This is a genomic window from Xanthomonas sp. NCPPB 2933 (assembly GCF_056725225.1).
Window position 1 is genome coordinate 3,517,577 of sequence record NZ_CM161518.1, and the last position, 16,104, is coordinate 3,533,680.

Genomic DNA, 16,104 nt, shown 5'->3' on the forward strand with positions numbered 1-16,104 from the left:
ATTGTCGCATGTGCGCGCGGCGTTGCGAGAGCCGCGCTCAGCGCGACGGTGCCTTGAGCTCGCGTTCGATTGCCGCCAGCACGTTCGGATCGTCCGGTTTGATCTTGCTGGGGAACTGCGCCACCACGCGTCCATCGCGACTAATCAAATACTTGTGGAAGTTCCAACCCGGCGCAACGCCGGTGGCTTGCGTCAAGCGCTGATACAGCGGCGTCGCATCCTTGCCCAGAACATGCACCTTCTCAAACATCGGGAACTTGACGCCATAGGTCAGCGTGCAGAATTCCTGGATCTGCTTCTCAGATCCCGGTTCCTGCCCCTGGAAATCGTTGGACGGAAAGCCCAGCACCGAAAAACCGCGGCTACCGAAGCGCTTGTTCAGCGCTTCCAGTCCTTCGTACTGCGGGGTGTAGCCGCATTTGCTGGCGGTGTTGACCACCATCACCACCTTGCCGCCGTACGTACGGTTCAGGTTGATTGGCGCCTTGCCGGCCAGCGGCCGATAGTCCAGATCCAGCACCGGCGCACCGGCGGCCAGCGCCGAGGCGGAAAAAAAGCCAGCAAATACAACGATCAGCAAACGATTGAGCAACATGCGCGATCCCCTTGAATAGGTTCCGGCCCCTCGCAGATGCGGGGGGTGCCATCAGTTGGGTATGACAGACAGTTGACTGCCTGCGTGTCGGTGTTATAGTTAGATACAACACCAGTCATCCAACGCAGGGGAAAGCATGAACAGCACACGCTTCACGCGACCAGCTCCATTGCTGCTGCTCGGCAGCACCCTGTTCGCCATTGGTTGCCTGGGAGCCGCTTCCAGTCTGGTTACGGAGTCCGGCGCCGATTATGGCGTGTCGGAGGCGGTTACGGAAAACGCGACAACTCCCCCCGAGGAGCGCACCCGGCCCAGCCGGCATCTGCGCGCTTCGCTGTCGATGCCCTATTTCTCCTTCGCGCAGGTTCTGCGCCCACGGAGCTGATCATGAACGACATCCAATGGAGCGACGGCGCTCCCATCTACCGCCAACTCAAGGAACGGGTCATTGCCATGATGCTCGATGGAATCCTCAAGCCTGGCGACGCCCTGCCCTCGGTGCGCCAGGTGGCGGCGGACTACCAACTCAATCCCATCACCGTCTCGCGCGCCTACCAGGAGTTGGCCGACGAGAACCTGGTGGAAAAACGCCGCGGCCTGGGCATGTTCATGACTCCGGAAGCCGCACAGAAATTGCGCGGCAGCGAGCGCGAGCGTTTCTTGAATGAAGAATGGCCCGCAGTGCTGGAACGCATCCAGCGCCTGGGACTGTCCATCGACGATCTGTTGCCACAGGGAAAAACACCATGACCGCCGTCTCCTCCGACCATGTGGTCGACGCACGTGGCCTGCGCAAGGCCTACAAGCATCGGCTCGCGCTGGACAACACCAGTTTCACCATTGCCACCGGGCGCATCGTTGGATTGATCGGCCCCAACGGCGCAGGCAAGACCACCGCGCTCAAGGCAGTGCTGGGACTGACCGATTTCGACGGCGAGTTGAGCGTGCTCGGCATGGATCCGCGTACCCAGCGCAACGCACTGATGAACGAGGTCTGCTTCATCGCCGACGTGGCGGTGCTGCCGCGCTGGCTGCGGGTTGGCGAGGCGATCGATTTCGTTGCCGGCGTGCATCCGCGCTTCGATCGCGCCAAGTGCGAGCGCTTTTTGGCCAATACGCAGCTCAACCGCAAATCGCGGGTGCGCGAATTGTCCAAGGGCATGATCGTGCAGCTGCATCTGGCGCTGGTGATGGCCATCGACGCGCGCATCCTGGTGCTGGACGAGCCCACCCTGGGCCTGGACATCCTGTATCGCAAGCAGTTCTACCAGCGCCTGCTGGAAGACTATTTCGATGAGCAAAAAACCATCATCGTCACCACCCACCAGGTGGAAGAGATCGAACACATCCTCACCGATGTGATGTTCATCCGCGACGGCCGCATCGTGCTGACCGCCGACATGGAAAACGTGGCCGAGCGCTACACCGAAGTGCTGGTCAATGCCGAGCATCTCGAGGCTGCCAGAGCCATCAAGCCGATCGACGAGCGCAGCCTGCCATTCGGCAAGACCGTGATGCTGTTCGATGGCGTGCCGAAAGAGCAGCTCGCCCGCTTTGGCGAAACCCGCAATCCCGGCCTTGCCGACCTGTTCGTTGCGGTCATGAAGGGGACCTACGCATGAATGCACTCACCCACCAAGCTTCTCCCGCCCGCACCTTCGGCTGGCTGCTGAAACGGGAATACTGGGAACACCGTGGCGGCTTCGTCTGGGCGCAGATCATCACTGGCGGCATCGCGGTGTTCTTCGCACTGCTGGGCGCGGTGATCGGGGCGATCAGTGCCCGCCGCAACATGATCGGCGACAGCATGACAATGTCGGACATGGCCGAGTACACCCGCACGCTCGGCCAGGTCGGCGACGGCCTGCTGCTGGGCGGCATCGGCATCGCCTCGGTGGTGCTGGCGTTCGTGGTGTTCTTCTATGCACTGGGCAGCCTGTACGACGACCGCCGCGACCGCAGCGTGCTGTTCTGGAAATCGCTGCCGGTGTCCGACGTGCAGACGGTATTGTCCAAAGCCGCCTGGGCGCTGTTGCTGGCGCCGCTGATCGCCATCGCGATCGGCGTACTGGTCGGCCTGGCGCTGTGGTTGATCGCCATCGGCGGCGCGTTGATCGCCGGTGTGCCCAATCCATGGGGCTTGGCCACCCACTCGCATCCGTTCTCGTTGTTGTGGCTGATGCTGCAGACCGTGCCGATGAGCTTGCTGTGGTCGCTGCCGACCGTGGGCTGGCTGATGTTCTGCTCGGCCTGGGCCACCAGCAAGCCGTTCCTGTGGGCAGTGCTGTTTCCGCTGCTGGCCTGCGTGATGCTGAGCATCCTCTCGGCAATGCCGGGCGTATCGCTGCCGATCGGCTGGATCTGGTACATCGTCGGCTACCGCGGCCTGCTCAGTGCCCTGCCCGGCACCTGGTCGCCGCTTGCAGTCAGCGGCAACCTGGATAGCAGCGCGATGCAGAACCCCAGCGATCTGGTGCAGTGGGTGCTGCAGCACACAGATAGCAGGCTGGTCTACGGCAACCCCGACATCTGGATCGGCGCCGCCATCGGCGTGGTACTGATCGCCGCCTCCATCTATCTGCGCCGTCGGCGCTCCGAAGCCTGAGTAAAGGACACCCCATGCGTTCGCACCTGCATCTGAGTCTGGCCATCTTGTTCGCGTTGCCCGGCGCTGCGTTTGCCCAGGAGCAATGCAAATTCTCCGAGCCGCGCAACCTGGAGCTGAAACTGAGCGGAGTGAAGTCGGTGTTGTTCGAGGTCGCCTCCAACGACCTGCATCTGGATGCCTCGCCGGGCAGTAGCGGGCGTCTGAGCGGCCGGGCCTGTGCTGCACGCGCCGATCTGCTGAACGGCCTGACCGTCACCCAGAAGCGCGTCGGCGACAAGTTGGTGGTGACGCTGGACGACGCCCGCAGCATGCGCATCTCCGTCGGCGACAGCTACGCGTACCTGGATCTGCGCGGCAGCGTGCCCGACACGCTGCTGGTGCAGTTCGACGTGGGTTCCGGCGATGCGGAGATCTCCGGTGCGGCAGCGGTCAGTGCCGACGTCGGGTCTGGCGACATGGCGATTCGTCGCACCAAGGGCCGCGTCACCGCCAAGGTCGGCTCCGGCGACATCGAGCTGGAAGACATGGGCGCGTTGCGTGTCTTGGCAGTGGGCTCGGGCGATCTCAAGGCCACGCACGTGCGTGGCGCAGCAGAGGTCGGCAAGGTCGGCTCGGGCGACGTCAAACTGCGTGGCGTTGCCGGCAACGTCAAGCTCGGCACGATCGGCTCCGGCGATGTCGACATCGACGATGTGCAAGGCGATGTGGGCGTGGACGCGGTCAACTCCGGCGCACTGAGCGTGCGCAAGGTGCGCGGCAATGTCAGCGTGGCGCGCAAGGGTAGCGGCGATATCGACGTCAGCGATGTCACCGGCAGCACGCGCGTGCCAACCGACAACTGATCACTCATTGACGATGTGAGGGGAACTGCTGATGAAACTGTTGATTTCTGCTGTATTGGCGAGCGCGCTGTTGGTCGGTTGTGGCAAGTCCGAGCCCACGGTCAATGTATCGGGCCAGGCCAGCGGCAGTGGCGTGACCTTCAACGGCAAGAGCGTGACGCTCAAGCGTGACGGCCTGCCTGCAGCCACCATTGGTGTGGATGGCGCGCTCAGCATCGATGGCAAGCCGGTCACCTTGAACGATGCGCAGCAGCAGGCGATGCGCAGCTTCTACGCGCAGATCCAGGGCGTGGCCGAAAAAGGCATCGACATCGGCACCCAAGGTGCAGCGTTTGGCGCGCATGCGGCGGGCGAAGCGCTCAAGGGCGTGCTCAGCGGCAATACCGAGCAGATCGGCGACAAGATCGAAGCACAGGCGGACACCTTCAAGCACAACGCCATGCAGATCTGCGATCAGCTGGCCAAACTGCGCGCCGCGCAGGACGCCGCTGCGCAACTGGTGCCGGCGTTTGCGCCCTACTCCACCCTGACGCAACACGACGTCGACGATTGCCGCAAGTAAGACTGCCGCAAGTAAGTGCGGCAGTGACAGCCGCTGCGCAAGCGTTGGCAGACGCAGCGGCTTCCCGAATCGGATGGAGCGCATACCCATGCCGATTCCTGCACGCGAGTTGAGCGCCACCTTGGCCTGCGACATTTTGTCAGCCATGCCATGTAGCCCCGGCCCGGATCGCCTGACCGGGGCGGGATTACACTAGTGCGCTCCCCTCAACCCATCGACCCCATGAACAAGTTCGTGATGCTCTGCATGGCGCTGCTGCTGTGCACTCTCGCCGCCTGCGGCGATCAGTCGTCCCGGCGCGCCGAACGCGGCAAGCCGCGTGTTGCGATCACCACCCAATCGGTGATGATCCGCCGCCCACCGGCTGCCAATGCGGAAATCACCCCGGACGGCACGCTGAAGATCGACGATATCGCGCTACCGCAGAAAGAGCCGACGCGCGCCAAGTTGCAGCTGTTGTTCGGGCATCTGCAGATGCTGCGTCAGCAGGCCGTCAACGACGCCGGCGCGGATCCGGAATACAAGTCGATCAAGCTGACGGTCACCCCGGAAATACAGAAGCTCAGCGGCGAATTACTCAATGAGATCCCGTCGCTGCAGCCGTATCGCGAGAGCTTCGGCAACGTGCAGGCCGAGCGGCACTGACCAACGAGCGAAGCTGCGCACAAAGCGCAGATTCGCGCGAACCTTGGTAGGAGCGCACTTGTGCGCGACGGGGCCTTATCGATAACGCCCTATCGCGCACAAGTGCGCTCCTACATACACACAGCAGTGATCAGCCACCGCTTCCACTGCTGCCGGCCTGGATGCCGCCAAGCGTCAGCGCGGCCGGATCCAGCAAACGCCGCAGATCCGCTTCGCTGAGCCCGCTGTCTTCCAGGGCCACGTCCAGCACCGGGCGCTGTTCCTTGTAGGCGCGCTTGGCGATCGCGGCGGCCTTCTCGTAGCCGATGATCGGGTTGAGCGCAGTGACCAGGATCGGATTGCGATCCAGCGCCTCGCGCACGCGTTCCTGACGCACCTTCAGTCCGGCGATTGCGGTATCGGCCAGCAGACGCGACACATTGCCCAGCAGGGTGATCGAATCCAGCAGGTTGTAGGCGATCAGCGGCAGGGTCACATTCAACTGGAAGTTGCCAGTCTGCCCGGCCACGGTAATCGCGGTGTGGTGGCCGATGACCTGCGCGCATGCCATCACGGTGGCTTCGGGAATCACCGGGTTGACCTTGCCCGGCATGATCGAGCTACCCGGCTGCAGCGCCGGCAATTCGATCTCGCCCAGCCCCGCCAACGGGCCGGCATTCATCCAGCGCAAATCATTGGCGATCTTGATCAAGGCCACCGCCAGCGCATTGAGCTGACCGGACAGTTCCACCGCATCGTCCTGCGCAGCCAGGCCTTCGAACTTGTTGTCGGCACTCTCGAACTTGAATTTGCTCAGGCTCGACAAGGCCTTGGCCACCTTGCCGCCGAAACGCGGATCGGCATTGATGCCGGTGCCGATCGCGGTGCCGCCCAGCGGCAGACGCCGCAAACGCTTGAGCGCGTCGTCGATGCGATCCTGCGCCGAACTCAACTGCGCCGACCATGCGCCAAATTCCTGGCCGAAGGTCAGCGGCATCGCATCCATCAGATGCGTGCGCCCGGTCTTGACCACCTTGCTCAGCCCCTTGGCGCGTTTGTCGATGGTCTTGCGCAGATGCTTGAGCGCGGGCTGCAAATGCTCCTGCACCGCAAGCAACGCGGACACGCGAATCGCGGTCGGGATCACGTCGTTGGAACTCTGCCCCAGATTGACGTGATCGTTGGGATGCACCGCGTCCTTGCCGGCACGCGTGGCCAGCGTAGCGATCACCTCGTTGGCATTCATGTTGGACGAGGTACCCGAGCCGGTCTGATAGACATCGATCGGAAATTGCGCGTCATACGTGCCCTCGGCCACCTGCAAGGCGGCGTCCTGCACCGTCTTGGCGATAGACTTGGGCAGCAATCCCAGCTCGGCATTGACGCCGGCTGCAGCGGCCTTGATCAGGCCCAGCGCGCGAATGAAGCCACGTGGCATCGGCTGACCCGACACCGGAAAATTCTGCACGGCACGCTGGGTCTGCGCGCCCCACAATGCATCGGCGGGTACCTGCAATTCACCCATGCTGTCGTGTTCGGTCCTGAAACGTTCGCTCATCTGCACTCTCCGCACATCGTTGGATTTGTGGTCAAGGAAGGCTGGCAGCGGGCGTACCCGGGCTGGCGAGGCTGCCTACGATACTCGCTCGCAGCGTTGCGGCGATGTCGTCGCAAGCCGTGGGCTAGACTGCCCATCGATCAATACGAGGTACCACGCCGCCATGGGCGACGACCCTGACTGTAGAAACGCAGCACCTGCGTCTTTCTCTTCTGCGCACCGCAGCATCGCTTACGCGCAGCAGATAGCGCATAGACCTATCGCCGATGCACAGCACGCAGGCGTACGCCATGCTCGGTAATGTGCTGCTGCTGTTGGTGGCATTGTTGCTGGTGCTGTTGAATGGCTTCTTCGTCGCCGCCGAATTCGCGCTGGTCAAACTGCGTCACACGCAGGCGGTGGGTCTGGCGCAGAACAACGGTTGGCGCGGGCGTTTGCTGTTGGGGGTGCATGCGCATCTGGATGCGTATCTGTCGGCCTGCCAACTCGGTATTACCTTGGCCTCGCTCGGCTTGGGCTGGGTCGGCGAACCTGCGTTTGCGCATCTGCTGCAGCCGCTGTTCGACCTGCTCGGCCTGTCGCCGGAAGCGGCGCAATTCACCGCATTGGCCATTGCCTTCAGCCTGATTTCGTTTCTGCACATCGTGCTGGGCGAACTGGCGCCCAAGACCATGGCCATTCGCCGTCCGGAGCTGATATCGCTGTGGACCGCCGCGCCGCTCTACGTCTTTTACTGGGCCATGTATCCGGCGATCTGGGTCCTCAATACCAGCGCCAACCGCCTGCTGCGCGTACTTGGCTGGGGCGAGGTGGAGCACCAATCGCATCGCTATTCGCGCGAAGAACTGATGTTGATCGTTGGCCGCCAGGATCCCAACGCGGCCACGCCCGATCACGGACTGGCCTTGATGAGTCATGCGCTGGAACTGCCCGACCTGGTCGCCGGCGATCTGATGCGCCCGCGCGAGCACCTGCGCAGCCTGCGCGAAGGCATGACGCTGGAATCGGTGCTGGCCGAGTTCAGCGAGTCGCGCTACAGCCGCTACCCGTGGTTCGATGCCGAGGGCGAGCAGGTCTTGGGCATCCTGCATACCAAGGACCTGCTGGTGGCGATGGCGCGCGGCCAGGAACTGGACGATCTGCGCCCGCTGCTGCGCCCGGCCACCCTGCTGACCCTGGAAACCCCGATCCCCAGTGCGCTGGAACAGTTCCGCACCGGCGCCACCCATCTGGCGCTGTGCTTGGAGGACCAGGGCCGCATCCTGGGCTTCTTTACCCTGGAAGACCTGCTGGAAGTGATGGTCGGCGAGATCGAGGACGAGCATCGCCACGTGGTGCGCGATGCGCCGATCCGCAGCCAGGACGGCTCACTGCTGGTGGCCGGCAGCACCTCGATCTTCCGCCTGGAACGCCTGCTCGGCCGGGATCTGAGCGCGCCGGACCACGTCAATTCGGTCGGCGGGCTGATCGTGCACAGGCTGCAGCGGCTGCCCGAAGAAGGCGAAACCCTGCAGCTGGACGGCCACGCGCTGACCGTGCGGCGCATGGACGGGCACCGGATCCAGGCGATCACCGTCCGCCCGATCGGCGAAGCGAGTGCCGGGGCGGCGTAGAATACCCACCCCCGCCAGCCTCCCAGTGCCCTGCCCATGTCGGATTCCGCCCTGCTCGCCCTGTCCCCGCTCGACGGCCGTTACGCCTCCAAGGTGGATGCGCTGCGCCCGATCTTTTCCGAATACGGCCTGATCAAGGCGCGGGTCAAGGTCGAGATCGAATGGCTGCTGACACTGGCCGCCGAGCCGGGCATTGCCGAGCTGGCGCCGTTCTCGGCCGCCGCCACGCAGACCCTGCGCCGCCTGGCCGACGACTTCAGCGTGACCCACGCCGCACGCGTCAAGCAGATCGAGCGCACCACCAACCACGACGTCAAGGCGGTGGAGTACTTCATCAAGGAACAGCTCAAGGATGACGCCGAGCTGGGCCCGGCGCTGGAATTCGTGCATTTCGCCTGCACCAGCGAGGACATCAACAACCTCAGCTACGGCCTGATGCTGGACCAGGCGCGCCGCGAGGTGCTGCTGCCGACGCTGGATGGCATCGCCGCCAGCCTGCGCAGCCTCGCCCATGCCCAGGCCGGCCAGCCGATGCTGTCACGCACGCATGGCCAGACCGCCTCGCCCACCACGCTGGGCAAGGAAATCGCCAACGTGGTCGCGCGCCTGGAGCGTCAGCGCAAGCAGATCGCCGCAGTGGAACTGACCGGCAAGATCAATGGCGCGGTCGGCAACTACAACGCGCACATGGTGTCGTATCCGGACCTGGATTGGGCCGCATTCGCGCAGCGCTTCGTCGAAAGCCTGGGCCTGGTGTTCAACCCCTACACCACCCAGATCGAGCCGCACGACAACGTGGCCGAAATCGGCGACGCCAGCCGTCGTGTCAACACCATCCTGATCGATCTGTCGCGCGACATCTGGGGCTACATCTCGCTGGGCTACTTCAAGCAGAAACTCAAGGAAGGCGAAGTCGGCTCGTCCACGATGCCGCACAAGGTCAACCCGATCGACTTCGAAAATGCCGAAGGCAATTTCGGTATTGCCAATGCACTGTTCGAGCACTTTTCCGCCAAGCTGCCGATCAGCCGCTGGCAGCGCGACCTCACCGATTCCACCGTGCTGCGCGCACTCGGCACCGCGTTCGGTCATACCCAGGTCGCGCTGGATTCGCTGGCCAAGGGCCTGGGCAAGCTGACCGTCAACCCGGAGCGTTTGAACGCCGATCTGGACGCTGCCTGGGAAGTGCTGGCCGAGGCCGTGCAGACGGTGATGCGTCGCCACGGCCTGCCCAATCCGTACGAACAATTGAAGGCACTGACCCGCGGCCAGGGCATCACCGCCGCCTCGATGCAGGCATTTGTGGAAAGCCTGCAGTTGCCCGAAGAAGACAAGCAGCGCCTGCGCGCGTTGACCCCGGGCGCCTATACCGGCCTGGCCGAGCAACTGGCGCGCGCCATCTGATCTGACTGCCGCACCCGATCTGGCCGCATTGCGGCGACCCGCATCATTGCGTTGTATCCAGCTGTCAGGAGTATTGCCATGGCATTGCGCTCGCTGCTGTATGTGTCCCTGCTCGCGTTGGTGGCCTGCGGAAAGCAGGCCGCTCCCGAGTCTGCCGCTGCCGCGCCGCAAGCGCCGGCCACCTCGTTGATCGCACCGGTTCCATCGGTGCCTTCCGTGCCATCGGTCCCGAGCATGGACGGCGCCACCCAGGTCGCCAGCACGGGCGGGCGACCGACGCTGATGGTCACCTCGACCAGCGGCACGGTCAGCTGCGACGGGCATAACGTCGACCTGACCGGACAGAACGCCAATCTGACCTTCAAGGGCGATTGCGGCACGATCGCGGTGCTGGGTGAGCATGCGATCGTCCAGATCGAGCGCGCCGAAGCGGTGCGCATCGTTGGCGAGGCTGCCCAGGTCACCCTGGCCAGCGATGCCAAGACCGTCGAGCTATTCGGCCGCAAATCCACACTCAAGGCCGGACGCATCCACACGCTGCGGGTGCCTGGCGACGACAATCAGGTACAGGCGCAGGCGATCGCTGCAGCCACGCTGCACGGCCGCGGCAACCGCATCACCCAGCAGTCCGGCACTGCCGTGGTCAACGACTACGGCAGCGACAACCAGATTTCCACCCGCTAAACCGCCGATACCCCCAGCAACCAGCACGTTCCGGCGATGCCTCGCGTGGCCGTGACTGCACTGAAACCTTAATGCAACACGCCAGCAAGGCATCGCGCAGCGGGCTGGGCGACAATAGGCCACTTCGCCGGCCGCACAGCGCCGGCTTTTCCCAGTCGGACCCGTCACACCATGAAAAAGACCGCCGCAAAAAAGACCGTCGCCAGAAAGGGCGCGCCGCTGCCTTTCGAGATCCATGCCACCCGCGACCAGCCGCTGGGCATGCCGGTCGAGCGCTTCCTGCGCAACTACTGGCACAAGCACCCGCTGCTGATCCGTAACGCGTTCCCGGACTTCCAGTCGCCGCTGCAGCCCGAAGATCTGGCCGGCCTGGCCTGCGAAGACGGCGTACTGGCGCGACTGATCAGCCACGACCGCGCCACCGACGACTGGAATGTGCGCACCGGCCCGTTCCAGGAAACCGACTTCCCCGGCCTGCCCGACCACGACTGGACCTTGCTGGTGCAGGACGTGGACAAGTGGGACGCCGATGTGCGCGCCTTGCTGGAGCAGTTCCGCTTCCTGCCGCGCTGGCGTATCGACGACATCATGATCAGCTTCGCCGCCACCGGTGGCTCGGTCGGCGCGCATGTCGACCATTACGACGTGTTTCTGTTGCAGGGCCAGGGCCACCGCCGCTGGCAGATCGACGCGCGTGCGCAACAGGGCCGCAAGGCCGCGCCGCTGGCATTCCGCGACGATGTCGAGCTCAAGCTGCTCAGCGCCTTCAAGCCCACCCACAACTGGGTGCTTGGCCCGGGCGACATGCTGTACCTGCCGCCGCTTGTGCCGCACCACGGCGTGGCCGAAGACGCCTGCCTGACCTTCTCCATCGGCACCCGCGCGCCGTCATCGGCCGAGCTGATCGGCGACTATCTGGACACCTTGATCGCCGACGCCGACGAGGCCGTGCGCTATCACGACGAAGACCTCAAGGTGCCGGCCGATCCGTACGAGATCGATGTCACTGCGATGAACCGCGTGGTCGAAGCGCTCAACGCGCTGCGCATGAACGACCCGGATCGGCTGGGCGACTGGTTCGGTCGCTTCATGACCACTTACCGCGCCTCCGGCGACGTGGTACCGGCACCAGAACCCATTCCGCGCGAGGCGGTCGAGCAGGCGCTGGAAGAAGGCGTGTTGCTGCATCGCCATCCGTGGTCGCGACTGGCCTGGCGGCGTGCCAAGCGTGGCGCCACGCTGTTCTGCAGCGGGCTGGAATTTGCATTGTCGGCCAAGGACGCCGCGCGCCTGGCCGCCGCCGAAGAAATTGACGGCGCGCTGTATGCCCAGTTGTCGGTGCGCGGCCGCGAGGTGGTGCTGGAACTGCTGGCGCAGGGCCATTACCAGCGCGCCCACGAGGAGAACGACGACGACTTCGAGGACATCGACGACGACCAGGCACACGTGCTGAGCCTGTCGGCCGACCACGACGATGCCGAGACCGACACGCAGGATGCGGACGAGGAGATCGACGCCGAGGCCGACGTCGAGCAGGTCGCAGACGCCGCGGACGGCCCGGCCGAAGCCGGTGACGCCGGGCAAGGCGAAGACGCCGCTCAGAACGGCGACAGCGACGACGACGAGGCATCGGACGCAGGCGACACCGACGCGTCGCCCAAGCGCGCATGAACCACCACGCCAGGCCGCAGACCGTCTCGCTGGATCCGGCACTCGACGCCGCGGCGCTGCGTGTACTGCGCCTGGCGTGCACCACCGGCACCGCTGGCACCACCAGCGATGCCGAATGGGACGCACTGGATCCCCTCAGCCTGCACTTGGCCATGCGCACCGACGACGGCCAGCTGATCGCCGCGGTGCGGCTCACACCCGACCGACGCATCGACCGGCTCGGCGTGCTCCCCGACTGGCGCCGCCGTGGCATTGCCGACCAATTGCTCGCCGCCGCAGTCGACACCGCCCTCCAACGCGGCTGGCCCAGCCTGAGCGCACACGTCAACGCACATGCCGAAGCGGTGTTCGCACGCCTCGGTTTTCTGCCCGAAGCCTCCCCCGAATTTCGTCCTGATCGCGCCTTCGATACGCAGGGCGCAGCAGGCACTGCCCTGCACCGCCGCCTCGACGGCCCGATGGCAGTCGAGCATCTGAGCGCGGCCCTGGCCGCCACCACCGGCCTGCTGTGCGCGGCGCGCCGTCAGGTGCTGATCTATACGCGCGCACTGGATCCGCCGCTGTTCGACAACGCTGCGGCACTCGATGCGCTGCGTCGCTTCGCCACCGCCCGGCATGACAAACGCGTGCATGTGCTGGTGCAGGACACTGCAAGCGCCAACGCCAGTGGCAGCGCGCTGTTGCGGCTGGCCCAGCGCCTGCCCAGCGTGTTTCGCTTCCGCGCGGTCAGCGATCCGGTCGATGGCAGCTACGCGTCGGCCTATGTGGTGGGCGATGACGCCTACTACTTTCGTCCAACAGGCCACCGCTTCGACGATGGCGAAACCTGGCTGTCGGGCGCCGCGCGCAGTCGTCAGCTGGAGCGCGAATTCGCGCAGATATGGGAGCGCAGCGCGCTTTGGAGCGAACCGCGCGCGCTCGGCATCTGACGCCGCAGCGCCCTTCGCACGTAGGTGCGAGGCCGGTCGACCTACCCGTCCGGTCAGCTCGCAGACGCCCTGTCATTAGCGCAAGGGGGTATAATTTTTCGAGATTTGATACCGACCGATAGGGCATCTTGCCCTGCCGCTTCCGCACAATCATCCCTCACAGCAGACCCGACTTACCATCGTGGATAATCTCCTAAAGCAGTTCGCACAGTCATCGCAGCTCGCCGGCGGCAACGCCGCCTATATCGAGGATCTGTACGAGCAGTACCTCGTCGCCCCGGACAGTGTCGATCCGAAGTGGAAGAGCTATTTCGACGACTTCAAAGGTCGCGATGCCGGGGATGTGCCGCACTCGGCCGCCATCGCCCACATCCTCACTGCCTCCAAGCAGGCAGCCAATGCCGGAACCGGCGCGGGTGCCAGTGACGAGCGCGAGCGCAACGTCGGCCGCCTGATCACTGCCTACCGTGCGCGTGGTCACCTCGGCGCGCAGCTCGACCCGCTCGGCCTCACCCCGCCGGTCAATCCGCCAGATCTGGACCTGCCGTTCCACAGCCTCTCGCAGGCCGATATGGACAGCGAGTTCAGCACCGGCGGTGTCGGTGGTCAGCCGCGGATGAAGCTGAAGGACCTGCTGGCCCGTCTGAAGGCGACCTACGCCAGCACCATCGGCGCGGAGTTCATGCACATCCAGGAATTCGACCAGCGCCAGTGGATCTACAAGCGCCTGGAAGATGCCGGCGGCAAGATCGCCGGCGACGCGGCCAGCCGCAAGCGCACGCTGGAGCGGCTCACCGCCGCCGAAGGTCTGGAGCGCTACCTGCACACCAAGTACGTCGGTCAGAAGCGCTTCTCGCTGGAAGGCGGCGATGCGCTGATCCCGATGATGGACGAGATCATTCGCCAGTCCGGCAACGATCAGGTCAAGGACATCGTGATCGGCATGGCCCACCGCGGCCGCCTCAACGTACTGGTCAATACGCTGGGCAAGAACCCGCGCAAGCTGTTCGACGAGTTCGAAGGCAAGTTCGAGCACGCTCACGACGACCGCGCGCACACCGGCGACGTCAAGTACCACATGGGCTTCTCGGCCGACATCGCCGTTGGCACCGACAAGCAGGTGCATCTGGCGCTGGCGTTCAATCCCTCGCATCTGGAAATCGTCGACCCGGTCGTGGTCGGCAGCGTGCGTTCGCGTCAGGAGCGCTTCGGCGATGCCGAGCGCAAGACTGTGCTGCCGATCCTGATCCACGGCGATGCCGCATTCGCCGGCCAGGGCGTGGTGATGGAGCTGTTCCAGATGTCGCAGGCGCGCGGTTTCGCCGTTGGCGGCACCGTGCACATCGTCATCAACAACCAGATCGGCTTCACCACCAGCGCCCGCGACGACGCCCGTTCCACGCTGTACTGCACCGACGTGGCCAAGATGATCGGCGCGCCGGTGTTCCATGTGAACGGCGACGACCCGGACGCGGTGATGTTCGTGTCCAAGCTGGCCTATGAATTCCGCCAGCAGTTCAAGAAGGACGTGGTCATCGACCTGGTCTGCTACCGCCGTTGGGGCCATAACGAGGCCGACGAACCGGCAGCGACCCAGCCGGTGATGTACCAGACCATCCGCAAGCACAAGACCACCCGCGAGCTGTACGCCAACAAGCTGGAAAGCGATGGCGTGCTGAGCGCCGACGAAGCCAAGGCGTTGGTCGACGGCTACCGCAACAAGCTCGATTCGGGCGAGTACACCACCGAACTGGCCACGCGCAAGCCGGACGAATTCGCCATCGACTGGTCCAAGTATCTGGTCGGCACCGCGGCCGATCCGGTCGATACCCGCGTCAAGCGCGAACAGTTGGACCGCCTGGCCAAGCTGATCACCACAATCCCGGAAGGCGTGGAGCTGCACGCACGTGTGGCCAAGATCTACGACGATCGCGTCAAGATGGCCGCCGGCCAACAGGCCGGCGACTGGGGCTTTGCCGAGAACCTGGCCTACGCAACGCTGCTGGCCGAAGGCCACAAGCTGCGCCTGGTCGGCCAGGATGCCGGTCGCGGTACGTTCTTCCACCGTCACGCGATCCTGCATGACCAGAAGAGCGACAGCTATTACATGCCGCTGCGCCAGTTGGTCGAAAACCCCGAAGACGCCACCGTGATCGACTCGCTGCTCAGCGAAGAAGCGGTGATGGGTTTCGAATACGGCTACTCCACCACCGACCCGAACGCGCTGTGCGTGTGGGAAGCGCAGTTCGGCGACTTCGCCAACGGCGCGCAGGTTGTGATCGACCAGTTCATCGCCGCCGGCGAAGCCAAGTGGGGCCGCATCGCGGGCCTGTCGCTGTTCCTGCCGCACGGCTACGAAGGCCAGGGCCCGGAGCACAGTTCCGCGCGTCTAGAGCGCTTCCTGCAGCTGTGCGCGCTGGAGAACATGCTGGTCTGCGTGCCGACCACCCCGGCGCAGTGCTTCCACATGATCCGCCGCCAGATGCGCATGACCACCCGCAAGCCGCTGGTGGTGATGACGCCCAAGTCGCTGCTGCGCCACAAGCTGGCGGTGTCGAGCCTGGAAGAACTGGCCGAGGGCGAATTCCAGCATCTGATCCCCGATGCCAAGGCCGATGCCGGCAAGGTCAAGCGCGTGGTGCTGTGCTCGGGCAAGGTCTATTACGACCTGCTCGAAGACCAGACCAAGCGCGGCCAGGACGACGTCGCCATCCTGCGCGTGGAGCAGCTGTATCCGTTCCCGCGTGCGCAGCTGGCCGCCGAGCTCAAGGCCTATGCCAACGCCACCGATGTGGTGTGGTGTCAGGAAGAACCGCAGAACCAGGGTGCGTGGTACCAGATTCGCCACCATCTGAACTTCTGCCTGACCGGCGCTCAGAGCCTGCATTACGCTGGCCGTGCCCGCTCGCCCTCGCCTGCCGCCGGCCACATGGCCGACCACATCGTCGAACAGCAGAAGCTGGTCGCCGATGCGCTCCTCAATCCGTTCAACGACCAAGTCGCTGAATAACTCC

General features: G+C 64.6%; 15 protein-coding genes. 13 read left to right on the forward strand and 2 right to left on the reverse strand.

The window, feature by feature from the left end; all coding sequences use genetic code 11:
- Nucleotides 1-37 precede the first annotated feature (37 nt).
- Nucleotides 38-595: a glutathione peroxidase gene (locus AC1PLU_RS14415; protein WP_481106585.1), complete on the reverse strand. Its 558-nt coding sequence runs from the start codon at nt 593-595 to the stop codon at nt 38-40.
- 136 nt (nt 596-731) lie between these two features.
- On the opposite strand from AC1PLU_RS14415, the gene AC1PLU_RS14420 reads away from it, so the two are divergent.
- The 7 genes from AC1PLU_RS14420 to AC1PLU_RS14450 all read left to right on the forward strand — a co-directional run bounded on the left by AC1PLU_RS14420 (nt 732) and on the right by AC1PLU_RS14450 (nt 5,252).
- Nucleotides 732-980, forward strand: coding sequence for a hypothetical protein (locus tag AC1PLU_RS14420; RefSeq protein WP_043889124.1), 249 nt, complete (start codon nt 732-734; stop codon nt 978-980).
- A gap of 2 nt (nt 981-982) precedes the next feature.
- Nucleotides 983-1,345, forward strand: a complete 363-nt coding sequence (locus tag AC1PLU_RS14425; protein WP_003483692.1) for a GntR family transcriptional regulator — start codon at nt 983-985, stop codon at nt 1,343-1,345.
- The gene (locus tag AC1PLU_RS14430; protein ID WP_104550552.1) at nt 1,342-2,217 is read left to right on the forward strand and encodes an ABC transporter ATP-binding protein; all 876 of its coding nucleotides are present in this window, start codon (nt 1,342-1,344) and stop codon (nt 2,215-2,217) included. Before AC1PLU_RS14425 ends, AC1PLU_RS14430 begins: the two co-directional genes overlap by 4 nt.
- Entirely contained in the window at nt 2,214-3,200 is a 987-nt protein-coding gene (locus AC1PLU_RS14435; protein WP_023903563.1) for an ABC transporter permease, read from the forward strand. Before AC1PLU_RS14430 ends, AC1PLU_RS14435 begins: the two co-directional genes overlap by 4 nt.
- A 14-nt stretch (nt 3,201-3,214) precedes the next feature.
- Nucleotides 3,215-4,045 carry a DUF4097 family beta strand repeat-containing protein gene (locus tag AC1PLU_RS14440; RefSeq protein WP_481094454.1) on the forward strand — a complete coding sequence of 277 codons (831 nt, stop codon included), beginning with the start codon at nt 3,215-3,217 and terminating at the stop codon, nt 4,043-4,045.
- A 31-nt stretch (nt 4,046-4,076) separates the two neighbouring features.
- Complete coding sequence (locus AC1PLU_RS14445) at nt 4,077-4,607, forward strand: DUF2884 family protein (RefSeq protein WP_481094453.1); 531 nt, start codon at nt 4,077-4,079, stop codon at nt 4,605-4,607.
- A 222-nt stretch (nt 4,608-4,829) separates the two neighbouring features.
- A complete protein-coding gene (locus AC1PLU_RS14450) occupies nt 4,830-5,252 on the forward strand; it encodes a hypothetical protein (RefSeq protein ID WP_481094452.1) in 423 nt (140 codons plus the stop codon).
- Nucleotides 5,253-5,382: 130 nt separating this feature from the next.
- Here AC1PLU_RS14450 and AC1PLU_RS14455 read toward each other — a convergent pair whose 3' ends face one another.
- A complete protein-coding gene (locus tag AC1PLU_RS14455) occupies nt 5,383-6,789 on the reverse strand; it encodes a class II fumarate hydratase (RefSeq protein WP_023903559.1) in 1,407 nt (468 codons plus the stop codon).
- Between the two features lie 266 nt (nt 6,790-7,055).
- Between AC1PLU_RS14455 and AC1PLU_RS14460 the strand changes: the two genes are divergently transcribed.
- The 6 genes from AC1PLU_RS14460 to AC1PLU_RS14485 all read left to right on the forward strand — a co-directional run bounded on the left by AC1PLU_RS14460 (nt 7,056) and on the right by AC1PLU_RS14485 (nt 16,100).
- Nucleotides 7,056-8,402 (forward strand): hemolysin family protein, encoded by a 1,347-nt coding sequence (locus AC1PLU_RS14460; RefSeq protein WP_481106586.1) that lies wholly within the window; start codon nt 7,056-7,058, stop codon nt 8,400-8,402.
- A gap of 36 nt (nt 8,403-8,438) precedes the next feature.
- A complete protein-coding gene (gene purB, locus AC1PLU_RS14465; protein ID WP_481094450.1) occupies nt 8,439-9,806 on the forward strand; it encodes an adenylosuccinate lyase in 1,368 nt (455 codons plus the stop codon).
- A 78-nt stretch (nt 9,807-9,884) separates the two neighbouring features.
- On the forward strand, nt 9,885-10,490 hold the full coding sequence (locus AC1PLU_RS14470) for a DUF3060 domain-containing protein (protein WP_481094449.1): 606 nt from the start codon (nt 9,885-9,887) through the stop codon (nt 10,488-10,490).
- Between the two features lie 171 nt (nt 10,491-10,661).
- Nucleotides 10,662-12,161: a ribosomal protein uL16 3-hydroxylase gene (locus AC1PLU_RS14475; protein ID WP_481094448.1), complete on the forward strand. Its 1,500-nt coding sequence runs from the start codon at nt 10,662-10,664 to the stop codon at nt 12,159-12,161.
- On the forward strand, nt 12,158-13,090 hold the full coding sequence (locus AC1PLU_RS14480) for a GNAT family N-acetyltransferase (protein WP_481094447.1): 933 nt from the start codon (nt 12,158-12,160) through the stop codon (nt 13,088-13,090). Before AC1PLU_RS14475 ends, AC1PLU_RS14480 begins: the two co-directional genes overlap by 4 nt.
- Before the next feature lie 181 nt (nt 13,091-13,271).
- A complete protein-coding gene (locus tag AC1PLU_RS14485) occupies nt 13,272-16,100 on the forward strand; it encodes a 2-oxoglutarate dehydrogenase E1 component (RefSeq protein WP_115036664.1) in 2,829 nt (942 codons plus the stop codon).
- Nucleotides 16,101-16,104 lie beyond the last annotated feature (4 nt).